This is a genomic window from Oerskovia sp. NPDC060287 (assembly GCF_042726775.1).
Lineage (GTDB): Bacteria > Actinomycetota > Actinomycetes > Actinomycetales > Cellulomonadaceae > Oerskovia > Oerskovia merdavium.
On record NZ_JBHXBO010000018.1, the window covers coordinates 1 to 25,467 of the forward strand.

The 25,467-nt window shown below is 74.9% G+C and carries 24 protein-coding genes; 14 read left to right on the top strand and 10 right to left on the bottom strand.

The window, feature by feature from the left end; genetic code table 11:
* Positions 1-96 precede the first annotated feature (96 nt).
* The 4 genes from ACFWFR_RS03070 to ACFWFR_RS03085 form a co-directional block, all read right to left on the bottom strand.
* Positions 97-2,280, bottom strand: coding sequence for an MMPL family transporter (locus tag ACFWFR_RS03070; RefSeq protein ID WP_377621101.1), 2,184 nt, complete (start codon positions 2,278-2,280; stop codon positions 97-99).
* Between the two features lie 111 nt (positions 2,281-2,391).
* Positions 2,392-3,654 (bottom strand): kynureninase, encoded by a 1,263-nt coding sequence (gene kynU / locus ACFWFR_RS03075; protein ID WP_377621103.1) that lies wholly within the window; start codon positions 3,652-3,654, stop codon positions 2,392-2,394.
* Positions 3,651-4,730 carry an amidohydrolase gene (locus ACFWFR_RS03080; protein WP_377621105.1) on the bottom strand — a complete coding sequence of 360 codons (1,080 nt, stop codon included), beginning with the start codon at positions 4,728-4,730 and terminating at the stop codon, positions 3,651-3,653. The genes kynU and ACFWFR_RS03080 overlap by 4 nt, the downstream gene beginning before the upstream one ends.
* An 11-nt stretch (positions 4,731-4,741) precedes the next feature.
* Complete coding sequence (locus tag ACFWFR_RS03085) at positions 4,742-5,605, bottom strand: tryptophan 2,3-dioxygenase (protein WP_377621107.1); 864 nt, start codon at positions 5,603-5,605, stop codon at positions 4,742-4,744.
* Between the two features lie 75 nt (positions 5,606-5,680).
* Between ACFWFR_RS03085 and ACFWFR_RS03090 the strand changes: the two genes are divergently transcribed.
* Together ACFWFR_RS03090 and ACFWFR_RS03095 are read left to right on the top strand one after the other, a co-directional pair.
* Complete coding sequence (locus ACFWFR_RS03090; protein ID WP_377621109.1) at positions 5,681-6,241, top strand: GNAT family N-acetyltransferase; 561 nt, start codon at positions 5,681-5,683, stop codon at positions 6,239-6,241.
* 171 nt (positions 6,242-6,412) lie between these two features.
* On the top strand, positions 6,413-7,621 hold the full coding sequence (locus tag ACFWFR_RS03095; protein WP_377621111.1) for a beta-ketoacyl-[acyl-carrier-protein] synthase family protein: 1,209 nt from the start codon (positions 6,413-6,415) through the stop codon (positions 7,619-7,621).
* Positions 7,622-7,697: 76 nt separating this feature from the next.
* Here the strand turns inward: ACFWFR_RS03095 and ACFWFR_RS03100 are convergent, their stop codons facing one another.
* From ACFWFR_RS03100 to ACFWFR_RS03110, 3 genes are all read right to left on the bottom strand, one after another.
* Positions 7,698-8,234 (bottom strand): hypothetical protein, encoded by a 537-nt coding sequence (locus ACFWFR_RS03100; RefSeq protein ID WP_377621113.1) that lies wholly within the window; start codon positions 8,232-8,234, stop codon positions 7,698-7,700.
* A 232-nt stretch (positions 8,235-8,466) separates the two neighbouring features.
* Entirely contained in the window at positions 8,467-9,408 is a 942-nt protein-coding gene (gene yidC / locus ACFWFR_RS03105; protein ID WP_191802386.1) for a membrane protein insertase YidC, read from the bottom strand.
* 95 nt (positions 9,409-9,503) lie between these two features.
* Positions 9,504-9,863, bottom strand: a complete 360-nt coding sequence (locus ACFWFR_RS03110; RefSeq protein WP_377621114.1) for a hypothetical protein — start codon at positions 9,861-9,863, stop codon at positions 9,504-9,506.
* A 293-nt stretch (positions 9,864-10,156) separates the two neighbouring features.
* Here ACFWFR_RS03110 and ACFWFR_RS03115 point away from each other — a divergent pair, with 293 nt between their 5' ends.
* The 9 genes from ACFWFR_RS03115 (at position 10,157) to ACFWFR_RS03155 (ending at position 21,114) form a co-directional block, all read left to right on the top strand.
* Entirely contained in the window at positions 10,157-11,836 is a 1,680-nt protein-coding gene (locus ACFWFR_RS03115) for an ammonium transporter (RefSeq protein WP_377621115.1), read from the top strand.
* A gap of 39 nt (positions 11,837-11,875) precedes the next feature.
* Positions 11,876-14,407, top strand: coding sequence for an ATP-dependent helicase HrpB (hrpB, locus tag ACFWFR_RS03120; RefSeq protein WP_377621117.1), 2,532 nt, complete (start codon positions 11,876-11,878; stop codon positions 14,405-14,407).
* Positions 14,408-14,511: 104 nt separating this feature from the next.
* Positions 14,512-14,739 (top strand): hypothetical protein, encoded by a 228-nt coding sequence (locus ACFWFR_RS03125; protein ID WP_191802391.1) that lies wholly within the window; start codon positions 14,512-14,514, stop codon positions 14,737-14,739.
* A gap of 21 nt (positions 14,740-14,760) precedes the next feature.
* A complete protein-coding gene (locus tag ACFWFR_RS03130; protein ID WP_377621119.1) occupies positions 14,761-15,321 on the top strand; it encodes a dihydrofolate reductase family protein in 561 nt (186 codons plus the stop codon).
* 103 nt (positions 15,322-15,424) lie between these two features.
* On the top strand, positions 15,425-16,753 hold the full coding sequence (gene mgtE, locus ACFWFR_RS03135) for a magnesium transporter (protein ID WP_377617625.1): 1,329 nt from the start codon (positions 15,425-15,427) through the stop codon (positions 16,751-16,753).
* Positions 16,754-16,916: 163 nt separating this feature from the next.
* Positions 16,917-18,704, top strand: a complete 1,788-nt coding sequence (locus ACFWFR_RS03140) for a SulP family inorganic anion transporter (protein ID WP_377621120.1) — start codon at positions 16,917-16,919, stop codon at positions 18,702-18,704.
* A 206-nt stretch (positions 18,705-18,910) separates the two neighbouring features.
* Positions 18,911-19,579 (top strand): GAP family protein, encoded by a 669-nt coding sequence (locus ACFWFR_RS03145; protein ID WP_377621122.1) that lies wholly within the window; start codon positions 18,911-18,913, stop codon positions 19,577-19,579.
* On the top strand, positions 19,576-20,139 hold the full coding sequence (locus ACFWFR_RS03150) for a Fur family transcriptional regulator (protein ID WP_377621123.1): 564 nt from the start codon (positions 19,576-19,578) through the stop codon (positions 20,137-20,139). The genes ACFWFR_RS03145 and ACFWFR_RS03150 overlap by 4 nt, the downstream gene beginning before the upstream one ends.
* Before the next feature lie 513 nt (positions 20,140-20,652).
* Complete coding sequence (locus ACFWFR_RS03155) at positions 20,653-21,114, top strand: HNH endonuclease (protein WP_191802401.1); 462 nt, start codon at positions 20,653-20,655, stop codon at positions 21,112-21,114.
* A gap of 3 nt (positions 21,115-21,117) precedes the next feature.
* On the opposite strand, the gene ACFWFR_RS03160 is transcribed toward ACFWFR_RS03155, so the two are convergent.
* A complete protein-coding gene (locus ACFWFR_RS03160; RefSeq protein WP_191802403.1) occupies positions 21,118-21,318 on the bottom strand; it encodes a hypothetical protein in 201 nt (66 codons plus the stop codon).
* A gap of 85 nt (positions 21,319-21,403) precedes the next feature.
* Between ACFWFR_RS03160 and ACFWFR_RS03165 the strand changes: the two genes are divergently transcribed.
* The 3 genes from ACFWFR_RS03165 to ACFWFR_RS03175 all read left to right on the top strand — a co-directional run bounded on the left by ACFWFR_RS03165 (position 21,404) and on the right by ACFWFR_RS03175 (position 23,934).
* On the top strand, positions 21,404-22,687 hold the full coding sequence (locus ACFWFR_RS03165; RefSeq protein ID WP_377621124.1) for an MFS transporter: 1,284 nt from the start codon (positions 21,404-21,406) through the stop codon (positions 22,685-22,687).
* Between the two features lie 5 nt (positions 22,688-22,692).
* Positions 22,693-23,049, top strand: a complete 357-nt coding sequence (locus ACFWFR_RS03170; RefSeq protein WP_377621126.1) for an ArsR/SmtB family transcription factor — start codon at positions 22,693-22,695, stop codon at positions 23,047-23,049.
* Positions 23,050-23,205: 156 nt separating this feature from the next.
* The gene (locus ACFWFR_RS03175) at positions 23,206-23,934 is read left to right on the top strand and encodes a PAS and ANTAR domain-containing protein (RefSeq protein WP_377621128.1); all 729 of its coding nucleotides are present in this window, start codon (positions 23,206-23,208) and stop codon (positions 23,932-23,934) included.
* 87 nt (positions 23,935-24,021) lie between these two features.
* Here ACFWFR_RS03175 and ACFWFR_RS03180 read toward each other — a convergent pair whose 3' ends face one another.
* Both ACFWFR_RS03180 and ACFWFR_RS03185 read right to left on the bottom strand, forming a co-directional pair.
* Positions 24,022-24,792, bottom strand: a complete 771-nt coding sequence (locus ACFWFR_RS03180; protein WP_377621130.1) for a GAF and ANTAR domain-containing protein — start codon at positions 24,790-24,792, stop codon at positions 24,022-24,024.
* A 142-nt stretch (positions 24,793-24,934) separates the two neighbouring features.
* Positions 24,935-25,357, bottom strand: coding sequence for a cyclic nucleotide-binding/CBS domain-containing protein (locus ACFWFR_RS03185; RefSeq protein WP_377621131.1), 423 nt, complete (start codon positions 25,355-25,357; stop codon positions 24,935-24,937).
* Positions 25,358-25,467 lie beyond the last annotated feature (110 nt).

Genomic DNA, 25,467 nt, shown 5'->3' on the forward strand with positions numbered 1-25,467 from the left:
CCCGCGAACTGCGCGGACGGAACGTCACGGTCAACGCCGTCGCCCCCGGCCCGACCGCCACCGACCTCTTCCTCGACGGCAAGGACGAGGTGGCGGTCAGGACGCGGGGGAGGTGCCCGGGGTCGGGTCCTGCGCCGCCGGCTCCTGCTCCTGGCCTGCTGCCTGCGAGGTTGCCTGCGCCGGCACCTGCCCGGAGGCGGCGTGCCGGCGGGTCGGCCACCAGAACGCACGTCCCTCGAGCGCGGACAGCGCCGGGACCAGCAGCGGGGCCATGAGGAACGCCGCGACGACGATTCCCACCGCGACCCCGAACCCGAGCTCGGCGAGGTTCGCGATGCTCGTGAGCATGAGCGAGGCGAACGTGCACGCGAGGATGATCCCTGCCGCCGAGGCCGTGGGCGCGTCGTGCGTGATCGCGAGGCGCGCGGCCTCGCGCGGGCTCGCCCCGGCGCGGTACTCCTCGTGCATGCGCGCGGCGATCAGGATGTTGTAGTCCGTGCCGATCGCGACGACGAACAGGTACAGCACGATCGGGATCGAGAAGTCGATGCCCGCATAGCCCAGCGCGTGCAGGTAGAGCAGGACGACCGCGCCCAGCGTCGCGGTGAACGTCAGGGCCACGCACACGAGCAGGTTGACGGCCCCCAGGAGCGCGGTCAGGAGCAGGCCGAGGATCACCACGATGATGACGGCGGCGATCGGGAACACGCGCCCGGTGTCGGCGCGGAGCTGGTCGCGCACGTCGACGAACGCGGACGTCTGCCCGCCCACGTACACCTCGGCCCCCGGCACCGACCCGTGCGCGGCGTCGCGCAACGGGCCCTCGACGGTCGCCATGGCGGCGTCGGAGTACGGGTCGTCCGCGAGCACCACGGTCACCAGCGCGGCCGTGCCGTCGGTCGTGACCGTGGGTGGGGCGACGCTCGAGACGCCGGGGACCGCGGCGAGGTTCGTCGCGAGCGTGGTCAGGGCGGTCGGGTCGAGGGGTGCCGAGCCCACGACGTAGACCTGCGTGGGGCTCAGCGCCCCGGCGGGGAACGAGGCGTCGAGCGTCGCGTACGCCTGGCGCGAGGCGGTGCTCGCGGGGAGCTCGTCGAGCGTGTCGTAGGTCGCCTTGTACCCCGAGGCGAAGAGCGTCAGGACCACCAGCACCACCCCGACGCCGAGCGCGGGGACGAGCGGGCGGCGCGACGTGAAGGACCCCACCGCGGCGAACGGGCTGCGCGCGGGCTCGTGCCCGGGGCCGAGCGGCCAGAACAAGGACCGGCCGAGCAGCGCGAACAGCGCGGGGATCAGGGTCAGGGCGGTGAGGAGCATGACGGCCACGGCCACGATCAGCCCCGGCGCCAGCGTGCTCAGCGACTCGAGCCGCGCGAACAGCAGCGCCGCGAACGCGCCGATCACGGTCAGCGCCGACGAGGCCACGACGCGGCCCACGACGCCCACCGAGACCTCGAGCGCCTCGCGGTGCGACTCGCCCCGGCGCAGGTGCTCGCGGTAGCGGAACAGGACGAACACGATGTAGTCGGTGCCGATCCCGAACAGGACCACGACGAGGATGGGCTGCAGGGTGTCGCTCACCTGGAAGTCGAGCAGGTCGGCCAGCAGGGCCGTGAGACCAGTGACGACCGAGAGCACGACGCCGATCACCACGATCGGGATCACCGCGATCAGGGGGCTGCGGAAGACGAGGCCCAGGAGCAGCACGATGAGCAGCACGGTCGCGATCGTGATGGTCCGCTCGGCGCTCGCGTAGGCCGTGGTCGTGTCGACCTGGATCGCGGCGTTGCCCGTGAGCGCGCTCGTGAGCCCGCTCCCCGCGAGGGCCTCGTCCGACGCGGTCCGCAGCGCGGGGACGGCGTCGTCGACCGCCTCGTCGCCCGGCTGGCCGTCGAACGCGACCGAGAGCGCCGCGGTGAGCCCGTCCGGCGAGAGCGACTGCGGGGTCTCCTGGACCGAGACCACGCCCGGGATCGCGTCGGACTGCAGGGTGGTCGCGAGCGCCGCGACGGTGCCCTGGTCCGTGGTGGTCAGCGCCGCGCCGTCGTCGCGGACGACGACCAGGCTGCCGGTCGCCCCCGACTGGGCCGGGAAGTTCTCGTCGCCGGCGTCCTGCGCCTCGACCGACTCGAACGTGCTCGGCAGGAACGACTGCTGGTTGCCCGTGGTGTAGTCGTCGAGGCTCGGCGCGAACGCGATGACGGCGGCGGCCAGGACGATCCAGGTACCGATGACGCGCCACGGGTGGGCGATCACCGTCCGAGCGATGCTGCCGAACATGGGCGCGCCTTCCCCTCGGGAGGTCCCGGGTACTCGACCTTCCCAGGGTGGCACCGGCCGAGGGGCCCGACAACCGGGGAGACCGGGGGACGGCCCCGCCGGTGCTGCGGGTCAGGGCCCGCCGGGGCGCTCGAGCAGCGCCGCACGGATCGCCTCGACGCCGATCCGCACCTCGTCGAAGCGCGTGGACAGCGGGGACAGGCCGAGCCGCAGCCCGTCGGGTCGACGGAAGTCCGGGATGATCCCCTGCTCCCAGAGCCGGGGGAGCACGTGCTCGAACCGGGCGTGGTCGATCGTCACGTGGCTGCCGCGCCGGTCCGCGTCGCGGGGCGAGGCGACCGTGACCCCGAGCGGGACCAGCAGCTCGTCCACGAGGTCGAGCGCGAGCCCGGTGAGCCGGACCGACTTGGCCCGGACCTCGTCCATCCTGGCGTCGGCGAGCAGGTCGAGCATGTCCTGCATCGCGAGCATCCCCACGACCGCGGGCGTCCCGCTGAGGAACCGGCGGACCCCCTCGTGCGGTGCGTACTCGGGACCCATCTCGAACGGGGCGGCGCTGCCCATCCAGCCCTGGATCGGCTGGGTCAGCTTCGCCTGCAGGTCCGAGCGGACGAAGCCGAACGCGGGCGAGCCGGGGCCGCCGTTGAGGTACTTGTAGGTGCAGCCCGCTGCGAGGTCCACGTCCCACGCGTCGAGCTCGACCGGGACCGACCCCGCCGAGTGGCACAGGTCCCACAGCACGAGCGCGCCGGCGTCGTGGGCGAGACGCGTGATCGTCGGGGCGTCGGCGAGATGTCCGGAGCGGTAGGCGACGTGGCTGAGCACCACGAGCGCCGTCCGGGGCCCGACGGCGTCCGCGACCTGCTCGGCGGTCACGCCGCCGTCGTGCGCCGGCGCGATCCAGCGCAGGGTCGCGCCCCGCTCGGCCGCGACGCCCTGCAGCACGAAGCGGTCGGTGGGGAAGTTCCCGCTGTCGAGCACGATCTCGGTCCGGCCCGGGCGGGCGTCGAGCGCGGCGCGCACGAGCTTGTAGAGGATCACGGTCGTCGAGTCGCCCACGAACGTCTGGCCGGGCGCCGCGCCCAGCACGGTCGCCCCGATCCGGTCGCCGACGCTCAGCGGCAGCTCGTACCAGGACTCGTCCCAGCCGCGGATGAGGCGCGCTCCCCAGTGCTCGGTCGCGAAGCGGGCCAGACGGTCGGCGCTCGCGCGCGTGGGGCGTCCGAGCGAGTTGCCGTCGAGATAGGCCACGACGTCGTCGGACGCCACGAACGCGTCCGTGAAGCGCGCGAGCGGGTCGGCGTCGTCGAGGAGGGCCGCGCGCTGGGCGGGCGAGCCCGTGCGGGAGGTCACGGGAGCGGGGGAGTCGGTCACGGGTGGGCCTTTCCGAGGGGTTCGGGCGGAGGGGGCGGCGAGCCGACCAGGTCGGAGGTCGTGAGGACCACGGCGCTCGCGAGCCATGCGGCGACGGCCGGGGGTGGTGCGTCCGGGTCGGGCCGGGGCCCGGGCACGTAGGTGGTCGACGTCGCGACGGGTGTCGACGTCAGGGCGCGCAGCAGGTCGTCGGCCGCGAGGCCCGCGGCACCCAGCGCGCACAGCTCGCGTGCGTCGACCCCCACCGGGAGCGGCCCGTTGCCCTGATCGGTGCCGTAGACGACCGTCCCGCCGGCCGCGGCGAACCGCGACAGGTTGTCGAGCGCGACGTCCTGCTCGCGGGTCGGGCTCTCCCAGCCGTGGATGTCGAGCGTGCTGATCCACTGCTGCGCGCGCGCCATGGCAGCGACCAGGTCGTCGGGCAGGCGTTCGGTGAACGGTGCGTGGGCCAGCCGGTCGACGCGGGCCTCGTGGGCGCGGCGGGCCTGTCCCGCGCCCTCGACGTGCGCGACGACGGGTCGGCCCCTCGCGTGCGCGTGGGCGACGATCGCGTCGAGGGTCTCGTCGTCGAGGACGGGACCCGCTGCCGGGTGCAGCACCACCTTGAGGAAGGACGCCCCGGCCGCGAGCTGACGGTCGACCGCAGACACGGCGGGCGCGGCGCCCGCGACCTCCTCGACCGCACCGCGAGGGGCCCAGGACCTGTCCGAGGGATACCCGCCCGGTGCCGTGAGGAAGGCCCCCGCGTAGCGGACGACGGGCAGGCCCGGCGTCCGGGCCAGCTCCGCGAGCACGTCCGGGTTCCCGCCCAGGTCGTCGACCGCGGCCAGCCCGCCCCGGCGCAGGGCCGCGGGGTCGACCAGGGCCAGGTGGACGTGCGCGTCGGTCAGCCCCGGGAGCACCGTGCCCGGCAGGTGGCGGCCCGGCGCCGGGTCCGCACCCGTCGCGGGCCGGACACCGCGCTCGGTGGCGACGAGCGCCGTCGGGCCTGACCATCCCGCGCCCCGCTCCCAGCGGGCGTCGACCGAGAACCCGACGGCGCTCGCGGACCTGCCCGCTCCGCCGGACGCCGCCACGCGGCCCGGCGTCACTGCCGGCCGATCTCGGTGCGGACCGCGAAGAGCTCGGGGAAGAACGTCAGGTCGAGGGCCTTCTCGAGGAAGCCCACGCCGCTCGACCCTCCCGTGCCCCGCTTGGTCCCGATGATGCGCAGCACGGTCTTCATGTGCCGGAAGCGCCAGAGCTGGAAGTTGTCCTCGAGGTCGACGAGCTCCTCGCAGCTCTCGTAGGCGAGCCAGTTTCCCTCGGGGTCCTCGTAGATCGCGCGGAAGGTCTCGACGAGGTCCTCGTCCAGGGTGTGCGCCTGCGTGACGTCCCGCCCGAGGACCCTGGCTGGTACGTCGTGCCCGTGGCGCGCGAGCCAGCGCAGGAACTCGTCGTAGACGCTCGTCTCGTGCAGGAGCCGCTCGAGCAGCTCGTGCGCCGCCGGGTCCGAGGCGAAGACCGTCAGCATGCGTGCGTTCTTGTTGCCCAGCAGGAACTCGACCGCACGGTACTGGTGCGACTGGAACCCCGACGAGCTGCCCAGGAAGCCCCGGAACTGCGCGTACTCGCTCGGGGTGAGCGTCGCCAGGACGGACCACTGCTCGGTCAGCGTGCGCTGGACGTGCTTGACCCGGGCGATGCGCTTGAGCGCGGACTGCAGGTCGTCGGCCGCGATGAGCTCGCGCGCCGACGCCAGCTCGTGCAGGACCAGCTTGAGCCAGAGCTCGGTCGTCTGGTGCTGGACGATGAAGAGCATCTCGTCGTGGTGGACGGGCGCGCTGACCGGGACCTGTGCGTCCAGGAGCGTGTCCAGGTGCAGGTACGAGCCGTAGGTCATGCGGTCGCGCAGGTCGGTCACGATGTCGGGTTCGAGGGGGCGCTCGTTGCTGGACGACGGCGTTGTCATGAGTTCGAGGGTAGGGCGCTCGCGGCGACCGCGTCAGGGTTTCGTGAGCGTGCGGTGCCGACGTAGGGTCGCCGGGTGGCGAGCGGAACCGGGCGGTCGACGAGCATCGAGGTCTCGTTCCTCGACGACCTCGCGGGCGACGCCCGCTCGCGGGCCGGTCTGCTGCGCGCCCTGCGGGACGTCACGGGTGCGCCCGGGCAGGACGTGTTCTCGGCGTCCGCCGACCAGATCCTGACGCTCGCCGAGGCGGACGCCGACCGGTACGTGCTGGTCGTCCGGCGCGAGGGCCAGGTCGCGGGGGTCGGGGTCCTGCACCCGGGCGGCGCGTCCGGCGAGATGCTCGACCGGCTCGACGGCGCCCGTCCGCAGGACGTCGTGGTGTTCCGGGGCTTCCTCGTCGATCGGCACCATCAGGGGGTCGGGGTCGGGTCCTCGGTGGCCGCCTCTCTGCCGGCGCTCGTGGCTCACCTGGCCGAGCGGCTCGGCCGGGAACCGTTCGCGTCGGTCGTCCTCGTCGTCGATGCGGACAACGCCGCCGGGCTGCGTGCGTACTCCCGTGCGGGGTTCGTCGACCGCGGCGCGTACGTCGACGCGAACGGCAGGACGCAGCACGTCATGGCCCTCGCCGTCGCCTAGCCCGCGTCGGGTCTCCGGCGTCGCCGTCGGGCGTCCGGCTCCGCCGGCACGGGGCGAGCGCGGAGTGACGGTGCTCACGCACGGGCGGTTCGCGGCGCGCGACCGGTACGCCTGTCCTAGCCTGCGACCAGGGTCGAGGAGACGCCGTGGGACAGGTGACGGGAGAGCCTCATGACGCGAGCAGTGGTGACAGGGGTCGGCGCGGTGACACCGCTGTCGTCGACGGCGCCGGGGACGTGGGACGCGTTGCTGCGCGGCGAGCAGGGGGTCCGGGCGGTGGACGACGCCTGGGCACGCGAGCTGCCGGTCCGCATCGCGGCACGGGTGGACGACGCGTTCGCCGACCCGCTCGGCGTGCGGATCAGACGCCGGACCGACCGGGCCGAGCAGCTCGCGCTCGTCGCGGGCCGGGAGGCCTGGGCTGACGCCGGCAGCCCCGAGGTCGACCCCACGCGTCTCGCGGTGGCGGTGGGATCGGCCAACGGCGGGATCGCCACGACGCTCGAGCAGAGCCGTGTGCTCGAGACGCAGGGGCACCGACGGGTCTCGCCGCACGCGGTGACGATGCTCATGGCCAACGGACCCGCGGCCTGGCTCTCGATCGACCTGGGCGCCCGGGCCGGCGCGCGTGCGCCCGTCAGCGCGTGCGCTGCGGGGGTCGAGGCGATCGTCATGGGGCGCGAGATGATCCTCGCGGGCACGGCCGACGTGGTCGTGTGCGGGGGAGTGGAAGCCGGAGTCCAGGCGTTCTCGATCGCCGCGTTCGCCCAGGCCCGGGCGATGTCGACGCGCAACGACGAGCCGGGGCGGGCCTCGCGCCCGTTCGACGTCGCGCGCGACGGGTTCGTCATGGGCGAGGGGGCGTCCGTCGTCGTCCTGGAGAGCGAGGAGCACGCGCGAGCGCGCGGCGCGCGGATCCTGGGCGCGGTCTCGGGGGCCGCGCTCACGTCGGACGCGTTCGACATCGTGGGCGGCGACCCGGAGAACCAGGCGCGCACGATCTCGCTCGCGCTGCGATCGGCGGGCCTGGCGCCCGGCGACCTCGGCCTGGTGCACGCGCACGCCACGTCGACGCCTGTGGGCGACCTCAACGAGGCGGCCGCGCTGCGGGCTGCGCTGGGCGAGCCCCCGCCCGTGACCTCGACCAAGGGGGCCACGGGGCACCTGCTGGGCGCCTCGGGGTCGCTCGGGGTCGTCGCCGCGCTGCTCGCGCTGCGCGACGGGCTCGTCCCTCCCACGCTCAACGTCGACGAGCTGGACCCGGCGATCGACCTCGACGTGGTGCGAGGGGCGGCACGCCCGACGACGGCGCGCCACGCCCTGGTCGACGCGTTCGGGTTCGGCGGGCACAGCGCGAGCGTCGTGGTCTCGCGCGACTGAGCCGTCGGCGCACGGCGCACGGCGGGCCCAGGTCGCCACGACACGCGGGCGTGCGTCCGGCACGCGCTCTCGTGGGCTAGGTGCGGCGATCGCCGCTCCGCGGGGTGGCGAGGGCCGCGCCGACGAGCTGGGCGAGGGTCACGGCGATGACGCGCTGGTCGACGTCGGGGCGCCGCACCCGCGTCGTCGCGTCGAGGAGGAAGCGGCCGTGGACGGTCCCGGCGTGCTCGATCAGCAGCTCGATCCGGTCACCGGTGGGCAGACCGTCGCGCTCGACGTCGACGAGGCTCCCACCGCTGGTCACGCTGCCGTCCGCGTGCAGCCGCGGGTGGGCGCCACCGGTGGCCGTGTCGAAGCGGCACTCGTCGATGTCGAGCGCCTCGACGATCTGTCGCTGGACATGAGTGATCAGGACCGACGGCGGGGTGTCGGCCGCGGCGACCAGACGAGCCGAGGACACGAACCCGGCGAGAAAGCCCACGCGACGGCTCGACCGCGCCTGCTCACGCCGGCCCCACAGGGCGATCTCGGTGACGGACACGCCCACCACGACGAGCACCAGGACCAGAGCGACGTTGGTGTTCGCCACGTCGTCCCGGAACGGTGCGAGCACAGCGCACACCACCAACGGGGCGGCCAGCGCCGCCGTCACCACCAGGGCGGTCCTGCGCGACCTCGTCCTCATCCCTCCATCAACCTGCCGCGGTCCCGTCGATGTCAAGGTGTCTTGACGGGATCCTGACGGGGTCCGGTGGCGGGCGACCGGGCCGGCGCTCGCAGTCCGCACCCTCGCGGCGCTCTCCTCTGAGCCCTGCCCCCTTCCGCACGCGATGCACCGACCGGCCTCAGCCCCGGCGTCCCCTCCGTGTCGTGCCGCGACGCGGCTGTGGTCGCTGACCGCCGGCGCGTGGCGTCGCGGTGGGTTCGGGCGCTGGGGATCCGGTCACCGAGGTCCGAGGCGCCGGCGACCCTTCCTGCCCGCCCGACGGCAGGAGCCGCCCGACCACGAGCTGCTGCCCGAGCCCCCACAGCGAGGACGTGGCCCAGTACAGGACCACTCCCACGGGGAAGCCGACGGCCACCACGGCCGAGACCGCGGGGAGCACGAACGCGAGCACGCCCTGCTGCCGCGCGAGCGGGTTCGTGGGGTCGGCGGGCGGGTTGTCGCGCGCGCTCAGACGCTGGGTCAGGACCTGTGCGGCGTACATGAGGACGATCAGGACGGCGGGGACCAGGACGCCGAGCAGACCGGCGGCGCCACCCAGCGCGCCGGTCAGCGTCCCGGAGAGCGGGGCACCGAGGAGCGTCGCGGCGTCGGCCTGGCGGACGAGGTCGCCCGTGAGCGCGCCCACGGGCGTCTGGCGACCGATGCCCGAGAGCACCGAGTACAGCGCGAAGAGGACCGGCGCCTGCACGAGCACGGGCAGGCAGCCGGCGAGCGGGTTCGCCCCGGTGCGGGTCATGAGCTCCTGCTGCTCGCGCCGGGCCGCGTCGCGGCTCGCGGCGTCGGTCCGGCCGCGGTACTTCTCCTGGATGCGGCGGATCTCGGGCGAGGCCAGCCGCATGGCACGCATGCCACGGACCTGGGCCACGACGAGCGGGACGAGCAGCAGCTTGACGACCACGACGAGGCCGACGATCGCGAGGCTCCATCCCGCGCCTCCGGCGGGGTCCAGGCCGAGCGAGGTCAGGGCGCCGTGGAGGTGGACGAGGATCCAGGCGACGACGAGCTGGAGCGGGTGGACGAGCGTGGAGAGGGCATGGGTGAGGGTGTCGAGGACGGGCACGGAGTACTCCTGCGGGACGGAGGGGAGGGGAGCGTGGAGCTCCCGCGCCGCGTCCGCAGCACCCGGGCCGCGAACGGCTCAGGACGTCTGGGGGATCAGGCGGTGCGCGGGAGCACGAGGGCTCCCGGCGCCCGGGGCCGTGGCCGTCCGGGGGTCGTCGGGCTCTGCTGGCGCACCGGTGCCGACAGGGGCACCGGTTCGGCTGCGACAGGGACCGTGAGGAGCAGCAGGACGGCCACGGCGACGGACGCGAGCGCGACCCCGAGGACACCCGCGGTCGCCGCGAGGGTCGCGGCCCCGAGCAGGGAGAGCACGGCGCCGAGCGACGTGGTCCCGAGCGAGTGCCCGACGGCGAGCGCCAGCACGAGCACGAGCGGCACCGTCGCGACGGTCCGGGCCGCGGACGCGGTGGTCAGGTGGTCGAAGCGCTCGCGCAGCGCCTGGGCTGTCCGCACGTCTCCACCTCCGACCCTCGTGACCTGGCGGGCACCGTCCCGCGCGTCCGCCCAGACTAGCGCCCTCTCGGGCCGGCGCCGGGCCGTGCGCCCCGGGGCCGGGACGCCCGTGCTCCGATGTCGCGCGGGCCGATCTCGTGCGATGCTCGCACGGACCGGAGCCGCCCGTGGCGCGCAGGGGCCCAGGGGAGCCGGTCCGCTCCAAGATCTGTCTCGCGCGTCGCCGTGCGGAGGACGCGCGCCCCAGTCCCGGGGTGCCAGGAGGCGCCCCGAGCCGTCCTGCGGGAGGTCTCATGTCCGAGCTGGTGATCGACAGCGGCGACACCGTCTGGGTGCTCGTCTCGGCGGCCCTCGTGCTGTTCATGATGCCGGGACTCGCCCTGTTCTACGCGGGCCTGGTCCGGCGCGGCAACGTGCTCGCGATCATGCAGCAGAACCTGGTGCCCATCGCCGTGATCTCGCTGACCTGGATCCTGGTCGGGTACAGCATCGCGTTCAGCGACGACATCGGGAACGGGTTCATGGGCGACCTCGGGCTGTTCGGGCTCACGGGGCTCGACACGGCCCCGACGCCCGCGCTGCACGCCGTCGACGGCGACGTGGCGATCCCGACGCTCGCGTTCGTGGCCTTCCAGATGATGTTCGCGATCATCACCCCGGCGCTCCTGACCGGCGCGACCGTCGGGCGGCTCAAGACCGTCGGCTGGGTCGTCACGCTCGCCCTGTGGTCGGTGCTCGTCTACCCGTTCGTCGCTCACTGGCTCTTCAACCCCGACGGCTGGCTCGTCGGGATCGGCGCCCAGGACTGGGCGGGCGGGATCGTCGTGCACGCGGCCGCGGGGGCAGCGGCGCTCGCGGTCCTCGTGGTCGTGGGACGCAGGCAGGGCTGGCCGCGGGCCGGGTCGATCCCGCACTCGATCCCGCTCGCCGTGGCGGGCGCAGGGATCCTGTGGTTCGGCTGGTTCGGCTTCAACGGCGGCGGTTCGCTCCAGGGCGACGGCGTCGCGGCGCAGGCGGTCCTCAACACGCACGTCGCAGGAGCGGCCGCCATGGGCGCGTGGCTCGTCATGGAGCGTCTGCGCACGGGCAAGGGCACGGTGATCGGTGCGATCACGGGCGGGGTCGCGGGCCTCGCGACGATCACGCCGTGCGCGGGCTACGTCAGCACGCTCTCCTCGCTCGTCATCGGCCTGGCGGCCGGCGTGGTGTGCACGTTCGCGCTCGGCCTCAAGACGTTCTTCCGGTTCGACGACGCGCTCGACGTCATCGCCGTGCACTTCGTGGGCGGCATCCTCGGCTCGCTCCTGCTGGGGCTCTTCGGGTCGCACGCGATCAACGCGGCGGGTGCCGACGGGCTGTTCTTCGGTGGTGGCGCCGACCTGCTGGGTGCGCAGGCGATCGCCCTGGTCGTCGTGATCGCGTTCTCGTTCGTCGTGACGCTCCTCATCGCGCTGGCCGTCCAGAAGACCGTCGGCCTCAAGGTGGCCCCGGGGCACGAGTTCGGCATGGACGAGGTCGAGCAGGGTGCGAACGCCTACACGCTGGGCCAGGTCTCGGGGCTGTCGGCGGCGGGCTCCGCAGGGACGCCGGGCGGGGCGGGGACGGTCGCCCCGGCCGAGCACCCGGTCCCGGCTCCGGTGGCCTCGACGACGACGTCGGAGACGCCCTCGACGCCCGACGCCGTGGTCCTCACCGCGACGTTCGACTCGGCCGATCTCGACGCCCTCACGACCTCGCTCGAGACCGCGGGAGCCTGGGCGATCCAGGTCACCGAGGTCAACGAGGTCGTGGCCGACCCGCCGTCGCTGCGCTTCCGCGAGTCCTCCGAGCCCGTGCGCTTCGCGCGCCGCCTGCGCGTCGAGCTCTGCGTGGCCCGGGCGTCCGCCCCGACCGTCGTCGACCTCCTCACGCGGCAGACGGTGGGCCTGCGCACGCCCCTGCTCCACGTGTTCGCCGAGGCCTCGGGGCGCTGACCCGCCCGCGCGCAGGCGGGGCGGGTCGGCCAGGGGACAATGAACCCCGTGGACCTGGACCCGATCGCCCGCCTGCTCGCCTCGCCGCCCGATCTCCCGGTCCGCCACCACCTGGGCGAGCTCGTCGACGCGGTGCGTGCCCGGGGCGTCGCGGTGCTCCAGGCACCTCCCGGCACGGGCAAGACGACCCTTGTCCCGCCCGCGCTCGCGGGCATGTCGACGTCCGCACGGCCCGGGGGCACGGGAGCCTCGCTCCCGGGCTCGTCGCGGGTCGTCGTGACACAGCCCCGCCGGATCGCGGCCCGCGCCGCGGCGCGTCGCCTCGCGCACCTGCTGGGCGAGCCCGTCGGGCGCACGGTCGGCTTCTCGGTGCGCGGCGAGTCGCGCACGGGCCCCGAGACGCGCATCGAGGTGGTCACGACGGGCGTGCTGCTGCGGCGCCTGCAGCGTGACCCGGAGCTGGCCGGGGTGGACGTCGTGGTCCTCGACGAGGTCCACGAGCGTCACCTCGACGCCGACCTGACCCTCGCGCTGCTCGTGGACGTCCGGGCGAACCTGCGCCCCGACCTGGCCCTCGTCGCGATGTCCGCGACGATCGAGGCCGAGCGCACCGCGAACCTGCTGGGCGACGGCTCCCCGGCGCCCGTGGTGGTCGCCGACGGCAGCCTGTTCCCCGTCCGGGAGGTCTGGGCGCCCCCGCCCGGGCCGCGCCTGGACGAGCGCGGCGTCCCCCGGGCCTTCCTCGACCACGTCGCGGCCACCACGCGCCGCGCGCTGGCCGAGCAGCCGGGCGACGTGCTCGTCTTCGTGCCCGGCGCGGGCGAGGTCGACGGGGTGGCACGCCGGCTCGGTGGCATCGACGCTGACGTGCGCCCCCTGCACGGGAGGCTGCCCGCGCGCGAGCAGGACCTCGCGCTGACCCCGGGCCCACGCCGTCGGGTCGTGGTCTCCACGGCCGTCGCGGAGTCCTCGCTCACGGTGCCCGGCGTGCGGGTGGTCGTCGACGCGGGGCTCTCGCGCGAGCCCCGCACCGACCACCGTCGCGGGCTCGCGGGCCTCGTGACCGTGCGCGTGAGCCGGGCGGCGGCCGAGCAGCGGGCCGGGCGCGCGGGGCGCGAGGGCCCGGGCGCGGTCTACCGGTGCTGGTCCCCGGGCGAGCACGCCCAGCTCGTGGCGCACCCCGTCCCGGAGATCCTCACGGCCGACCTCGTCGCGTTCGCGCTCGAGCTCGCGTGCTGGGGAAGTCCCGACGGCGCGGACCTCGCGCTCCTGGACCCTCCTCCCACGGCCGCGATGGCGGTCGCCCGCGCGACGCTCGAGTCGCTCGGCGCGGTCACCGCCGACGGGGCCGTCACGCCCCGGGGGCGCGAGATCGCGCGCGTCCCGGCCGACCCGCGGCTCGCGCGCGCCCTCCTGGACGCGAGCGACGTCGTCGGGCCGCGGCTCGCCGCCGAGGTGGTCGCCCTGCTGTCCGACGACGTGCGCGCGCCCGGGGCGGACCTCGTCGCGGCCCTGCGGGACGCACGACGCGGCGGCCCGGCGAGCGGGTCGTGGCGCGCGCAGGCCGAGCGGCTCGAACGCCTGCTGCCGGGACGCGGCGCCCGCGGCGCGAGCCGGGAGCGCGCGGACCTGAGCCTCGACCTCGCCGTGGGGCTCGTGGTCGCGCTCGCGCACCCGGACCGGGTCGCGCGCCGGCGCCCGAACGGTGCCACGTACCTGATGGCGTCGGGCACCGGCGCCGCGCTCCCGCCGGGCTCCCCGCTCGCGGGCTACGACTGGCTCGCGGTCGCCGACGCCGACCGCGGCGCGGGCCGGCGCGACGCGACGATCCGCTCGGCCGCACCGATCGACGAGGACCTCGCCTACGAGGCCGCGTCCGCCGCGCTGCGCGAGGACGAGCACGTGACCTGGACGGGCGGGCGCATCCACGCTCGGCGCACCACGCGGCTGGGCGCGATCGAGATCTCCTCGCAGAAGATCACCGACCCGCCCGCCGACCAGGTCGTCGCGGCGCTGCGCACAGGGCTCGAGCGCGACGGCCTGGACGTCTTGCCGTGGCGCGAGCCCGCGCACGAGCTGCGGCGCCGGCTCGCGTTCCTGCACCGCGCCCTGGGCGACCCGTGGCCCGACGTGTCCGACGACGCGCTGCTCGCGGGCCTCGATGCGTGGCTCGGGCCCGACCTCGCCCGGGTCCGCACGGCCGCCGACCTCCAGCGCCTCGACCTGACCGGCGCGCTGCGCAGGCTCCTGCCCTGGCCCGCTGCGGGCAGGCTCGACGAGCTCGCGCCGGTCCGGGTGGACCTGCCCGGCGGGAAGAGCGCGCGCGTGGACTACACGGGCGAGCAGCCCGTGCTCGCGGTCAAGGTCCAGGAGGCGTTCGGGTGGCGCGCGACCCCACGCGTCGCCGACGGCCGGGTGCCCGTCCTGCTGCACCTGCTGTCCCCGGCGCGGCGCCCCGCGGCGATCACCGCCGACCTCGAGTCGTTCTGGCGGACCGGGTACGCCCAGGTCCGCGCCGAGCTGCGGCGGCGCTACCCCAAGCACGACTGGCCCGAGGACCCGGGCGCGTGAGCGGGCGCCCCCTCACGTCCCAGAGAGGGACGTGAGCGGCACGGTGCCTGCCTGCCCGACGGCCCCGGAGTAGGCTGAGAGGGCGCGAGCGCAAGGAGGGGACCATGGTCGGCCCGAGCGAACCCAGACCCGTCGGGAACGTGCTCTGGCTCGCGCTCGGCTCGTTCGTCCTGGCCGCGCTCCTGGTCACGACGGGCGCCCCGGTGCTGCCGTTCCTGCTGCTCGTGCTCGCGCTGCTCTTCGGGGTGGTCGGCGGCACCCGCTACCTGCGGACCCGGCACAGCCCCCGCCACCACGCGCCGCCCCGTGACGCTCCTCCCGGCCACGCCTAGGGCCCTCGCCGAGGAGGAACCGTGGGACTGCTGACGTACACGAGCAACACCTCGCTCGACGGCTACGTGGCCGACACGTCGGGCTCGTTCGAGTTCAGCTTCCCCGACGAGGAGGTGCTCGCGTTCATCAACGACCTCGAGCGCCCCGTGGGGACCTACCTGTTCGGCCGCCGGCTGTACGAGGTCATGGCCGTCTGGGACGACCCGGCCATGCTCGACGACCCCTCGCCCGGGACGCGCGACTTCGCCGCCCAGTGGCGCGAGACGGACAAGGTCGTCTACTCGACCACGCTCACCGAGGTCTCGGCCCCGCGCACCCGCCTCGAACGGACCTTCGACCCGCAGGCGGTCCGGGACCTCGTGGACGGCGCCGGCACCGAGGTCGGCCTCGGGGGACCGACCCTCGCCGCCGCGGCGCTCGCGGCCGGCCTGGTCGACGAGGTGCGGCTCCTGGTACGCCCGGTCCTGCTGGGCGGGGGGCTCGCGAGCTTCCCGCTCGGTGTGCGCACCGACCTCGAGCTCGTGGACGAGCGGCGCTTCGCGAGCGGGGTCGTGCACGTGCACTACCGCGTGCGCCGCTGAGCCGGGCACGCTCACCGCCCGCAGCCTCCGCGCCGGGGCCCGCGCGGTCTCGCACCCCGTCCTCGACGGGCCGCACCCGTCGGTCCCCTGAGAGGGTGGGGCCATGCGTGCACACCCCGACGCCCGGACCGAGCGACCCCACGAGCTGGAGGACCTGCAGCACCGCATCGCGGGCATGGACACCCAGGAGGTCGTCGACGAGCTGGGACGGCTGGGCGACCATCGGCGCGCGGTCGCGTTCCGCCTGCTGCCCAAGGGCCGGGCGGTCGAGGTGTTCGAGGACCTCGACCCGGCGATCCAGGCCGATCTCGTCGACGCGCTGCGCGCCGACTCGACCGCGGAGATCTTCGCCGCGCTCGACCCCGACGACCGGGCCTCGTTGCTCGACGAGCTGCCCGCGGGCGTCGCGGCCCGGCTCCTGGAGGGGCTCGGCCCCGACGAACGGGCGCTGACGACCGCGCTGCTCGGCTATCCCGAGGACAGCGCGGGCCGGCGCATGTCGCCCCGGGTCGCCTCGGTGCGCCGGGGCACCACGGTCGAGGGGGCGCTCGACGCGCTGCGCCGGGCGGGGGACGACGTCGAGACCATCTACACCGTGCCGGTCCTGGGCCCCGGGCGCGTCGTGGAGGGCGTGGTCTCGCTGCGCAGGCTGCTCGTGAGCGATCCCGGAACCCCCGTCGAGGAGGTCATGTCCCCGGCCGTGACGGTCGAGGCGACCGACGACCAGGAGCACGCCGCGAACGTCGTGCGCGACGGCGGGTACGTCGCGGTGCCCGTGGTCGACCACGAGGACCGGCTCCTGGGGGTCCTCACGGTCGACGACGCGATGCGCATCCTCGAGGCCGAGGACGACGAGGACTCCGCGCGCGTGGGTGGCTCCGAGCCCTTGCGCCGCCCGTACCTGTCGGTCTCGGTCCTGGGGCTCGTGCGCTCGCGGGTCGTCTGGCTCCTGCTGCTGATCGTCGCGGCGAGCCTGACGGTCGGTGTCCAGAGCTACTTCGAGGCCGAGCTCGACACGGTCGTGGCCCTGGCGCTGTTCATCCCGCTGCTCATCGGCACGGGCGGCAACGCGGGCTCCCAGGCCGCCACGACCGTGGTCCGCGCCCTGGCCGTGGGCGACATCCGGCGCGGGGACCTGCTGCGCGTCGTGGGCCGCGAGATGCTCACGGGACTGCTGCTCGGCACGGTGCTCGCCGCGGTCGGGTTCGGCCCTGCGACCTGGGTCGCGGGCGTCTCGATCGCGCAGGTCCTCGCCGTCACGGTCGTGGGGGTGTGCGTGCTCGCCACGACGGTCGGGTCGAGCATCCCGATTCTGGCGCGCCGCGCGGGCATCGACCCGGCGATCGTCGCGGCACCCTTCATCTCGACGTTCGTCGACACCCTGGGCCTGATCATCTACTTCTCGGTCGCCAAGGTGGTCCTGGGCATCTAGCCCCGGAGGCGCCCTCCTCGGCCTCCCCGCGAACGGCGAGGCACCGGTGCACGGTGAGCGGCGCCGTCGGGCCGCACGCGAGGCTTCCTGATGCCGAGCGCGCCCAGCGCCGATACGTTCACCCGTGAGGCGCGCCCGGCGCCTCGCGGAGAGAGGCGGGCGCATGCCGCACAGCACCGGTCCACGCACCACGAGCACGCGACCACGCCTCCTGTTCGCGTCGCTCCAGGGATACCGCGGGGCCTGGCTGCGCGGTGACGTGGTCGCCGGCCTGACGGTATGGGCCGTGCTCGTGCCCGAGTCGCTCGCGTACGCGACGATCGCGGGCGTCTCGCCCGTCGTCGGCCTGTACGCGGCCGTGCCCTCGCTGATCCTCTACGCGGCCTTCGGCAGCTCGCGCCACCTGATCGTGGGGCCCATGTCCGCGACCGCGGCGCTGTCCGCGAGCGTGGTCGCGGCCTTCCGCCCGGGCGACACCGCGGCCTTCGTCGCGCTGACCACCGCGGTCGCGCTCGTGACCGGGGTCCTGTGCCTGGTCGCCGGCATCGCGCGCCTGGGATTCCTGGCCTCGTTCATCTCCGAACCCGTGCTCAAGGGCTTCATCGTGGGCCTGGCGCTGACGATCGTCATCGGGCAGGTGCCCGCGCTCCTGGGCGTCGACAAGGGCGAGGGGAACTTCTTCGAGAAGCTCTGGGCGATCCTCACCGAGCTCGGCACGGCGCACCCCCTGACCGTGGTCCTGGGCGTGGGGTCGCTGGTGGCGGTGCTCGCGCTCAAGCGCTGGCTGCCCAAGGTCCCCGGGTCGCTCGTCGTGGTCGGGATCGGGATCGCGCTCGTCCTGCTGCTCGGGCTCGACGACGACGGCGTGGACATCGTGGGCCCCATCCAGGCAGGCCTGCCCGCGCTCGGCCTGCCCACGGGCATCGACTGGAACACCTACACCGACCTGATCGGCCCGGCGGCGGGCGTCATGCTCGTGGGCTTCGCCGAGGCCCTCGGAGCGGCCAAGACGTACGCCTCGCGCGAGGGCTACGACATCGACGCCAACCGCGAGCTCCTCGGCATGGGCGCCGCCAACGTCGGCTCGGGCCTCGCGTCCGGCATGGTCGTCAACGGCAGCCTGTCCAAGACGGCCGTCAACGGCGGCGCGGGAGCCAAGAGCCAGGTCTCGGGGCTGGTCGCGGCGGCCCTGACGATCCTCACCCTGCTGTTCCTCACGCCCGTGTTCGAGTCCCTGCCCGAGGCCACGCTCGCGGCCGTCGTCATCGCCGCGGTGATCGAGCTCGTCGACGTCAAGGCGCTGCGCCGCCTGTACGGCCTCGCGACGCCCCGGACCAAGGACCTGTACGGCGGGGCGGCCCGGCACGACTTCTGGGCGGCGCTCGCGGCCGTCGTGGGCGTCCTGGTGTTCGACACCCTGCCCGGCCTGGTGATCGGGATCGTGCTCTCGCTGTTCCTGCTCCTGGGGCGGGCCTCACGGCCTCACGTGGCCGTGCTCGTGCGCAACTCGCACGGCGTGTGGGTCGACCGGGCGCGGCGCGTGGCCACGGGCAAGGACGGGGGCCAGGGCGTCGAGGGGGCGCTCGTGGTCCGCGTCGAGTCGGGCCTGTTCTTCGCCAACGCCGACACGGTGCGCGCGGCCGTGCGGCGCCTGGTCGCCGAGGCCTCGCCCCGGGTCGTGGTCCTGGACGCCGAGACCGTGCCGTTCGTGGACGTCGAGGCCGCCGACATGCTCGCGACCCTGCGCCGCGACCTGGACCGCGTCGGTGCTCGCCTGGTGCTGGCACGTGACGTTGGCCAGGTGCGCGACGTGCTGCGCGGCGCCGTCGGGCCGGACGACCTGCCCCCCACCTACCCCGACGTCGACACCGCGCTCGACGCGGCGCTCGGCGACGGTCCGGCGGCGCCCGGCGCGCCGGGCGCCGCACCCGCGGGCGCGCCCGCCTCCTGAAGGCCCGACGGCGCCGCGCGCCTGCCGGGGGGGAACCTTCCCGCGCGGGGTGGGAGGCGCGGCACTACGGTCGGGGTGACCGGTGCGGCGGGGCACTGCCCGATTCGGCCGAACCGGTCCGGACCGGGCGCGCGCCCCGGGTCGAGAGCAGGACCACGAACGCGGCGCGGCGCCCCGGCGCCCGCCGCACGACGAGAGGAAGTGCCGTGGGCGCAGCCATCGGTCAGTCCCTGCCCATCGCGGTGGGTGTTCTCATCAGCCCCATGCCGATCGTGGCGGTGGTGCTGATGCTCGTCAGCAGGAAGGCGACGGCGAACGGGTTCTCGTTCCTGCTGGGGTGGATCGTCGGGATCGCGGCGCTCGGGTCGATCGTGCTTCTCGTGGCCGGGGCCGCGACCCCTGCGGAGTCCGGGCCGCCCACGTGGGCCAGCGTCGTCAAGATCGTCCTGGGCGTCCTGCTGCTGCTGCTCGCGTTCAAGCAGTGGCGAGGGCGCCCGCGCGCGGGGGTGGCGCCCGAGACGCCGAGGTGGATGAGCGCGATCGACGCCTTCACGCCCGTCAAGGCGTTCGGGCTCGCGGTCCTGCTCGGCGCGGTCAACCCCAAGAACCTGCTGCTCGTGGTCTCAGGTGCTGCGGCCATCGCTGCCGCGACGTCCCAGACCGGTGAGCAGCTCGGGGCTCTCGCGGTGTTCGTCGTCGTGGCGAGCGTCGGGGTCGCCGCCCCCGTGGTGATCTACCTCGCGATGGGCGCGCGTGCAGCGACCCTGCTCGACGAGCTCAAGACCTGGATGATCCAGAACAACGCGGTCATCATGGCCGTGCTGCTCCTGGTGCTGGGCACCAAGATGGTCGGTGACGGGATCGCGGCGCTGTGACCGGGCAGGGGCACGCGCAGGGTGATGTCGGCCTCCCGCGCCGGGCCGAGGTTCCCGGAGAGCCCGGGGGCCCGGGGGAGTCCGGCCCGGCGCGAGCGGGCGGGGTGCTCGGTGCGGCCCCCGAGGGGGCCGACCCCGTCGAGGCCGCGCTCGACCGGTTGCGGGCGGGTGGGCACCGCGTGACCGAGGCGCGGCGCGCGGTCCTGGAAGTCCTCGCCACGGGCGAGGGGCACCCGAGCGCCGACGAGCTCTCGGCCCGGGTCGAGGCCCGGCACCCGGGCATCCACCGCGCGACGATCTACCGGACCGTGGACCGGCTCACGACCCTGGGCGTCGTGACGCACGTGCACATCGGGGGAGGGGCAACGGCCTACCACCTGGCGCCGGGCGAGCCGACGCGCGAGCACCTGCACGCGATCTGCAGCTCGTGCGGGCGCATCATCGACCTGCCGGGCGACCTGCTCGACCCGGTCACGACGTGGCTCGCGACGACTGCCGACTTCACGCTCGCCCCCGCGCACGTGGCCCTGTCCGGGGTCTGCGGGACGTGCCGGGCCTAGACCGACCCCTCGCGGCGGGTGGTGGCGGCAGGTGCGTCGGCGCTCGGGCGCGTGCCGACGGTCTCTGCGCCGTCGTGCGTTGAGCTCCTGCGCGATCTCTCCCCGAAAAGCCCTTGCCGTGTCCCCGGGGGCGGAGGCTACTGTGGTGATCGTCCGGTCAGGAGACCGGCGTCGTACGGGGCAGCCCGGACGCCACCGCTCCTGACCCGTTCTCATGAGGTGCCGCCCCGGCGGCCCGCACGAGCTGACGCACACGAGACCGCGCCACAGTGGTAGCGCGGCGAGCCAGGCACATGAACCTGGTCACGACGGGGAACCGTGGTGTGCGTGGAGTTCCCAAGTCGCCCGGTCTGCAGTCGGGCGGCTACCCCTGGAGAGGCATGTGCCAAGGAGGGCGACGGGACGCACCTGCGTCCCGTGGGGCGGGTTCGATTCCCGCCCTCTCCGCATGCAGCGCGAGCGCCCGTGGCGTCGAGGACCACGACGCCACGGGACGCAGACGGGAGTCGGTCGATGAGCGAGGTCCTCATCTACAACCTGGGGGGCGGGCAGGTCCTGGGCCGCGTCTCGCTGGGGCACGCGATCCGCATGCTGCACCGGCGGGTCGCCGCGGTGCGCGAGGCCGTCGAGGGCGAGACCTTCGGCCCCTACCAGCGTCCCGTCTCGGTCGAGCTGGTCCGTTACGTCCACACCCGCTGGGTCTACGAGCGCACGGGACGGGTCCCCTACTCGCGGGCGGCGCTCCTGCGCCGGGACCGGCACCGCTGCGGCTACTGCGGTGCGCCCGCCACGACCATGGACCATGTGGTGCCCCGGTGCCAGGGCGGCCCCACGAGCTGGATGAACGCGGTGGCCGCGTGCGAGGCGTGCAACAGCGCCAAGGCCGGGCGGACGCCCCTCGAGGCGGGCATGACGTTGCGTTCGCGCCCCTTCGAGCCCGTGCTCGCGGACATCTACCCGCACGGCAAGGTCTAGCCCTCAGGGCTGCGGGGAGTTCTCCACGCGGATCGTGCCGTCCTCCTCGAGCACGAGGCGTCGCGGGTCGCCCTCGGCGAGGTCCAGCGCGTGCTCGAACGCGAGCTGTGGCACGTCGAGCGTCCAGTCGGGCAGGAAGCGGTGCGTGCGCAGCGCCTGCAGGATGGGGCCGGGCGGGATACGACGGGACGTCAGGTCGGACACGGCTCCAGGATCCCACGTCCGGGCGGGTCCGGGTCGACTGGTTGCATAGTTGCATCACTGCGCAAGCAAGCAGGATGATGAGGGCATGCTCTCCGCCCTGTCCCACCCGGTCTACCGGCGACTGTTCACCGCCCAGGTCGTCGCGCTCGCGGGCACGGGCGTCGCGAACGTCGCCCTGGGCCTGCTCGCCTACGACCTCGCGGGGCCGCGCGCTGGCGCGGTGCTCGGGACCGTCCTCACCGTCAAGATGGTCGCCTACGTCGTCCTGGCCCCGCTCGCCGCGGCCCTCCTCGCCCGCGCGCCGCGCCGCGCGGTGCTCGTCGGGGCGGACCTCGTGCGCCTGGGCGTCGCGCTGGCGCTGCCGTTCGTGGGCGAGGTCTGGCAGGTCCTGGTCCTCGTCGTGATCCTGCAGTGCGCCTCGGCCACGTTCACCCCCACGTTCCAGTCCGTGGTGCCCGACGTCCTGCCCGACGAGCGCGACTACACCTCGGCCCTGTCCCTCTCGCGCCTGGCCTACGACCTGGAGGCCGTGGCGTCCCCGGCGCTCGCGGCCGTGCTCCTGCTGGTCCTGAGCCCGTCCCAGCTCTTCTGGGGGACCGCGGTGGGGTTCGGGGCCTCGGCGCTGCTCGTGGTCTCGGTCGCGCTCCCGCGGCGGGTGCACGAGCCCGCGGGAGCGCCCTCGGGACCGGAGGGCTCGTTCGGGTGGCGGCTGCGCCGGGGCGTGGTGCTGTTCGTGCGCACGCCCGCCCTGCGTCCGGTGCTCGCGCTCGACCTGGCGGTCGCGGCGGCGGTCTCGTTCGTGCTGGTCCAGAGCGTCGTGGTGGCCCGGGACGTGCTGGGGCTCGGGCCCGACGGCGTCGCTCTCCTCCTGGCGGTGTGCGGCGGAGGGTCGGTGGCCGCCGCGCTCGCCCTGCCCCGTGTGCTGCGCGCGGTGCCCGAGCGGCGCGTGATGCTCGGGGGAGCCGCCCTCCTGAGCGTGGGTTGCGCCGTCGTGCCGCTGGTGCTCGCGGCCCCGCAGGACGTCGCCCTGGTCGGGGTGGCTCTCGCGTGGTCGGCGATCGGCGCCGGCTGGTCCGCGGTCGAGACGCCCGTGGGGCGCGTGGTGCGCCGGGCGGTCGGTCCCGACGACCTGCACGTCGCGTTCGCCGCGCAGTTCTCCCTGTCCCACGCGTGCTGGCTGGTGACGTACCCGCTCGCGGGGCTGCTGGGGGCGCTCAGCCTGTCGTGGGCCGCCGGCGTGCTCGCCCTGGTCGCGCTCGGCGCGACCCTGGCTGCGCGGTCGCTGTGGCCGGTCCCCGGCGCGCGGGGCGACGCACCCGGCCCGGACGCTGCGCCTGCCGCGCGGTCGGGCGCCCAGGTGGGAGCATGAGGGGGATGGCCACCACGCAGCGCGACGTCAGACCCACCGCTCCCCCCGAGGCCGACCTCGACCGGGCGGTCGAGGTGCTGCGGCTGCTCGCCGACCGCACGCGCCTGGCCGTGCTGCAGATGCTGACCGGCACCGAGATGTCGGTCACGGCCATCGCCGAGGCCCTCGACCGGCCCGTGCCCGCGGTCTCCCAGCACCTCGCCAAGCTCCGCGCGGGCCACCTGGTGACGTCCCGACGCGAGGGCACGAGCGTCTTCTACGCCCAGGCCACCGAGCACGTGGGCGCGCTCGTCACGAACGTCCTGCACCACACCGAGCACACCCTCTACCCGCTGCCGCCGCACCACGCGCTCGAGGGCTGAGGCGGGCGCCACGGCGCCGACGGCCCTGCCCGCGCCTGGCCCGTGCCGGCCCCGGCGCAGGGGCGTGCTGGCCCTCGTGCTCGCCCAGGCCTAAGGTGGGGCACCTAGGAGTCAGGAAGCGGCCCCTCGACACTTTCGTGCTGAGAGCGAGACCCCATGACGACCGAACGAACCCCCCGCCGTCGCCGGCGGGACCCCCTGGCCGAGGCGCTGAGCATCGGCCGGGCGCACCCCACGGCGCAGTACCGGGTGGACCTGCGCACGGGCGAGTGGTGGTGGTCCGACGAGATGTACCTCCTGCACGGGCTGGCCCCGGGATCGGTCGCGCCCACCGCCGCGCTCCTCGCCTCGCACAAGCATCCCGACGACCGCGACGCGGTCCTGCGGGAGGTCGCGATGCTGCGGACCACGGGCCGCCCCTTCAGCTGCAGCCACCGGATCGTCGACGCCCGGGGCCGGACCAGGACGGTCACCGTCACGGGCCAGGGCCGCCGGGACGCCTCGGGGGCCGTCGTGGAGGTCGTGGGCCTGGTCGTGGACTCCACCGCCGCCCACGAGGACGCGCTGCGCCGGGAGGTGACGCGCCAGGTCGCGGTGGGGCTCGCGGACCGTGCCGTCGTCGACCAGGCCAAGGGCGTGCTGATGGCCACGCACGGGCTGGACTCGGACGGTGCCCTGGACCTGCTCGTGGTGCACGCGAGCGAGAGCAGCCGGCGCCTGCCGGACGTGGCCCGCGAGCTGCTCGACGCGCTGGTCGTCGCGGGCGGTCTGGGCGCGGACGCCAAGGAGCGCGCCGACGCCTGCCTCGCGGCGCTCGAGCCCGGCAGCGTGAGCCGTGCGGGCGGGGCGCAGCTCTTCCGGCGCAAGGGGGCGGCCGCGGGCTGAGCCCGGCCGCGGGGGCGGGGAACGCCCCGGCCCCGCGTCCCGCCGGGCGCGGGGCGACCGAGCCGGGGCCAGGCGGTGCCCCAGGGGCTAGTCGGCGCTCGCGCGCAGGGGCAGGACCCGGGTCTCGACGACCTGACGTGCGAGGTCGTAGAGCTTCACGTTGGAGTCCTGCGAGACCCGGCTCAGGACCGCGAACGCGCGCTGCGCGGACAGCTGGTGGCGCTCCATGAGGATCCCCTGGGCCTGCCCGATCACGGTGCGGGTCTGCACGGCGCTCGTGAGCTGCTCCTCGGTGCGGGCCGCGGTCAGGGCGGCGGCCGCGACCGCGGCGAACGTCGAGACCATCGAGAGCGTCGTGGCGGGGAACGCGGCCACGGACCGGGAGTAGAGGTTGAGGGCGCCGTGCGACGTCTCGCTCGTGAAGAGCTGGACGCACAGCATCGAGCGCACGCCCAGCTCGTCCTGGACCTGGTCGGCCCAGCGCTGCCAGCGCGGCTCGGTGGCCAGGTCGTCGGTGCGCACCAGGTCGGTCTCACGGATCGCGTCCAGGCACGGTCCCTCGTTCAGCGCGTACTGGAGCTCGTCGCCGCGCCGGGCCAGCGCGTGCGACGCCGCCGGGGTCTCGATGCGGCCCCTGCGGGTCACCAGGGAGATGCCTGCGGCGTCGCAGCCGTCGACCATCGCGACCGCGAGCTCCACGATCCGGTCGAGGGTCTCCTGGAGGCTCGGTTCCTCGGCCAGCGCGCGTGCCGCGGCCGCGACGGACGACTCGACCGCCGCGGCCGTGCTCGCTCCCGTGCCGTACTCGACCGTCGAGGGGCCGACGGTGCCGGTCTCCTGCTCGAGCTCCTGTGTCATGGTGCGTACCCGTCCGTGCTCGGGGGTGTCCGGTGCCCGGCGCACGGTCGCGCCGGTCCTTCACCTGTCGGGGACAACGCTACGCGCCGGGCCGGGGTCCCGGTGCACGGCTCGGACGGCGGGCGCCGCGGCGCGACGTGGCTCACGCGCCCGGTGGGCTCCCGGCGCCCTGCGTCTCGGTCACGGTGACCAGTCCGCGCTCGATCGCGGTCACGAGGTCCGAGAGCCGCACGATCCCCACCAGCTCGGCCCCGACCATCACGGGCAGGCGCAGCAGGGCGTGGCGCTCCATGATCCGCACGGCCTCCCGGGCGGGGTCCTGGGGGCTGAGGACCACGAGGTCCTCGGTGCACAGCCCGCCCACGGGGTGGTCGGGCGAGGCGTCGGCCGCCAGGGCCCGCACGATGCTGCGGTCCGTGAGGATGCCCACCACGTCACCGTGGTCGAGCACGACCGCGTCGCCCGCGTCCTCGTCGATCATCGCGCGCGCGACGCTCGCGACGCTCGCGCTCTGCTCGACCGTGCAGAACGTCGTGGACATGAGCTGGGCGATGGTCGTGGGCATCGTCGGCCTCCGAGGACCCCTGCGGTGTGTGCGAGCCTGTTCTCGACCCGCGTCCAGGCTAGTGCGAGACCGCCGCTGCGGCCCGAGCGGGCTACGGCCTCAGAAGACGG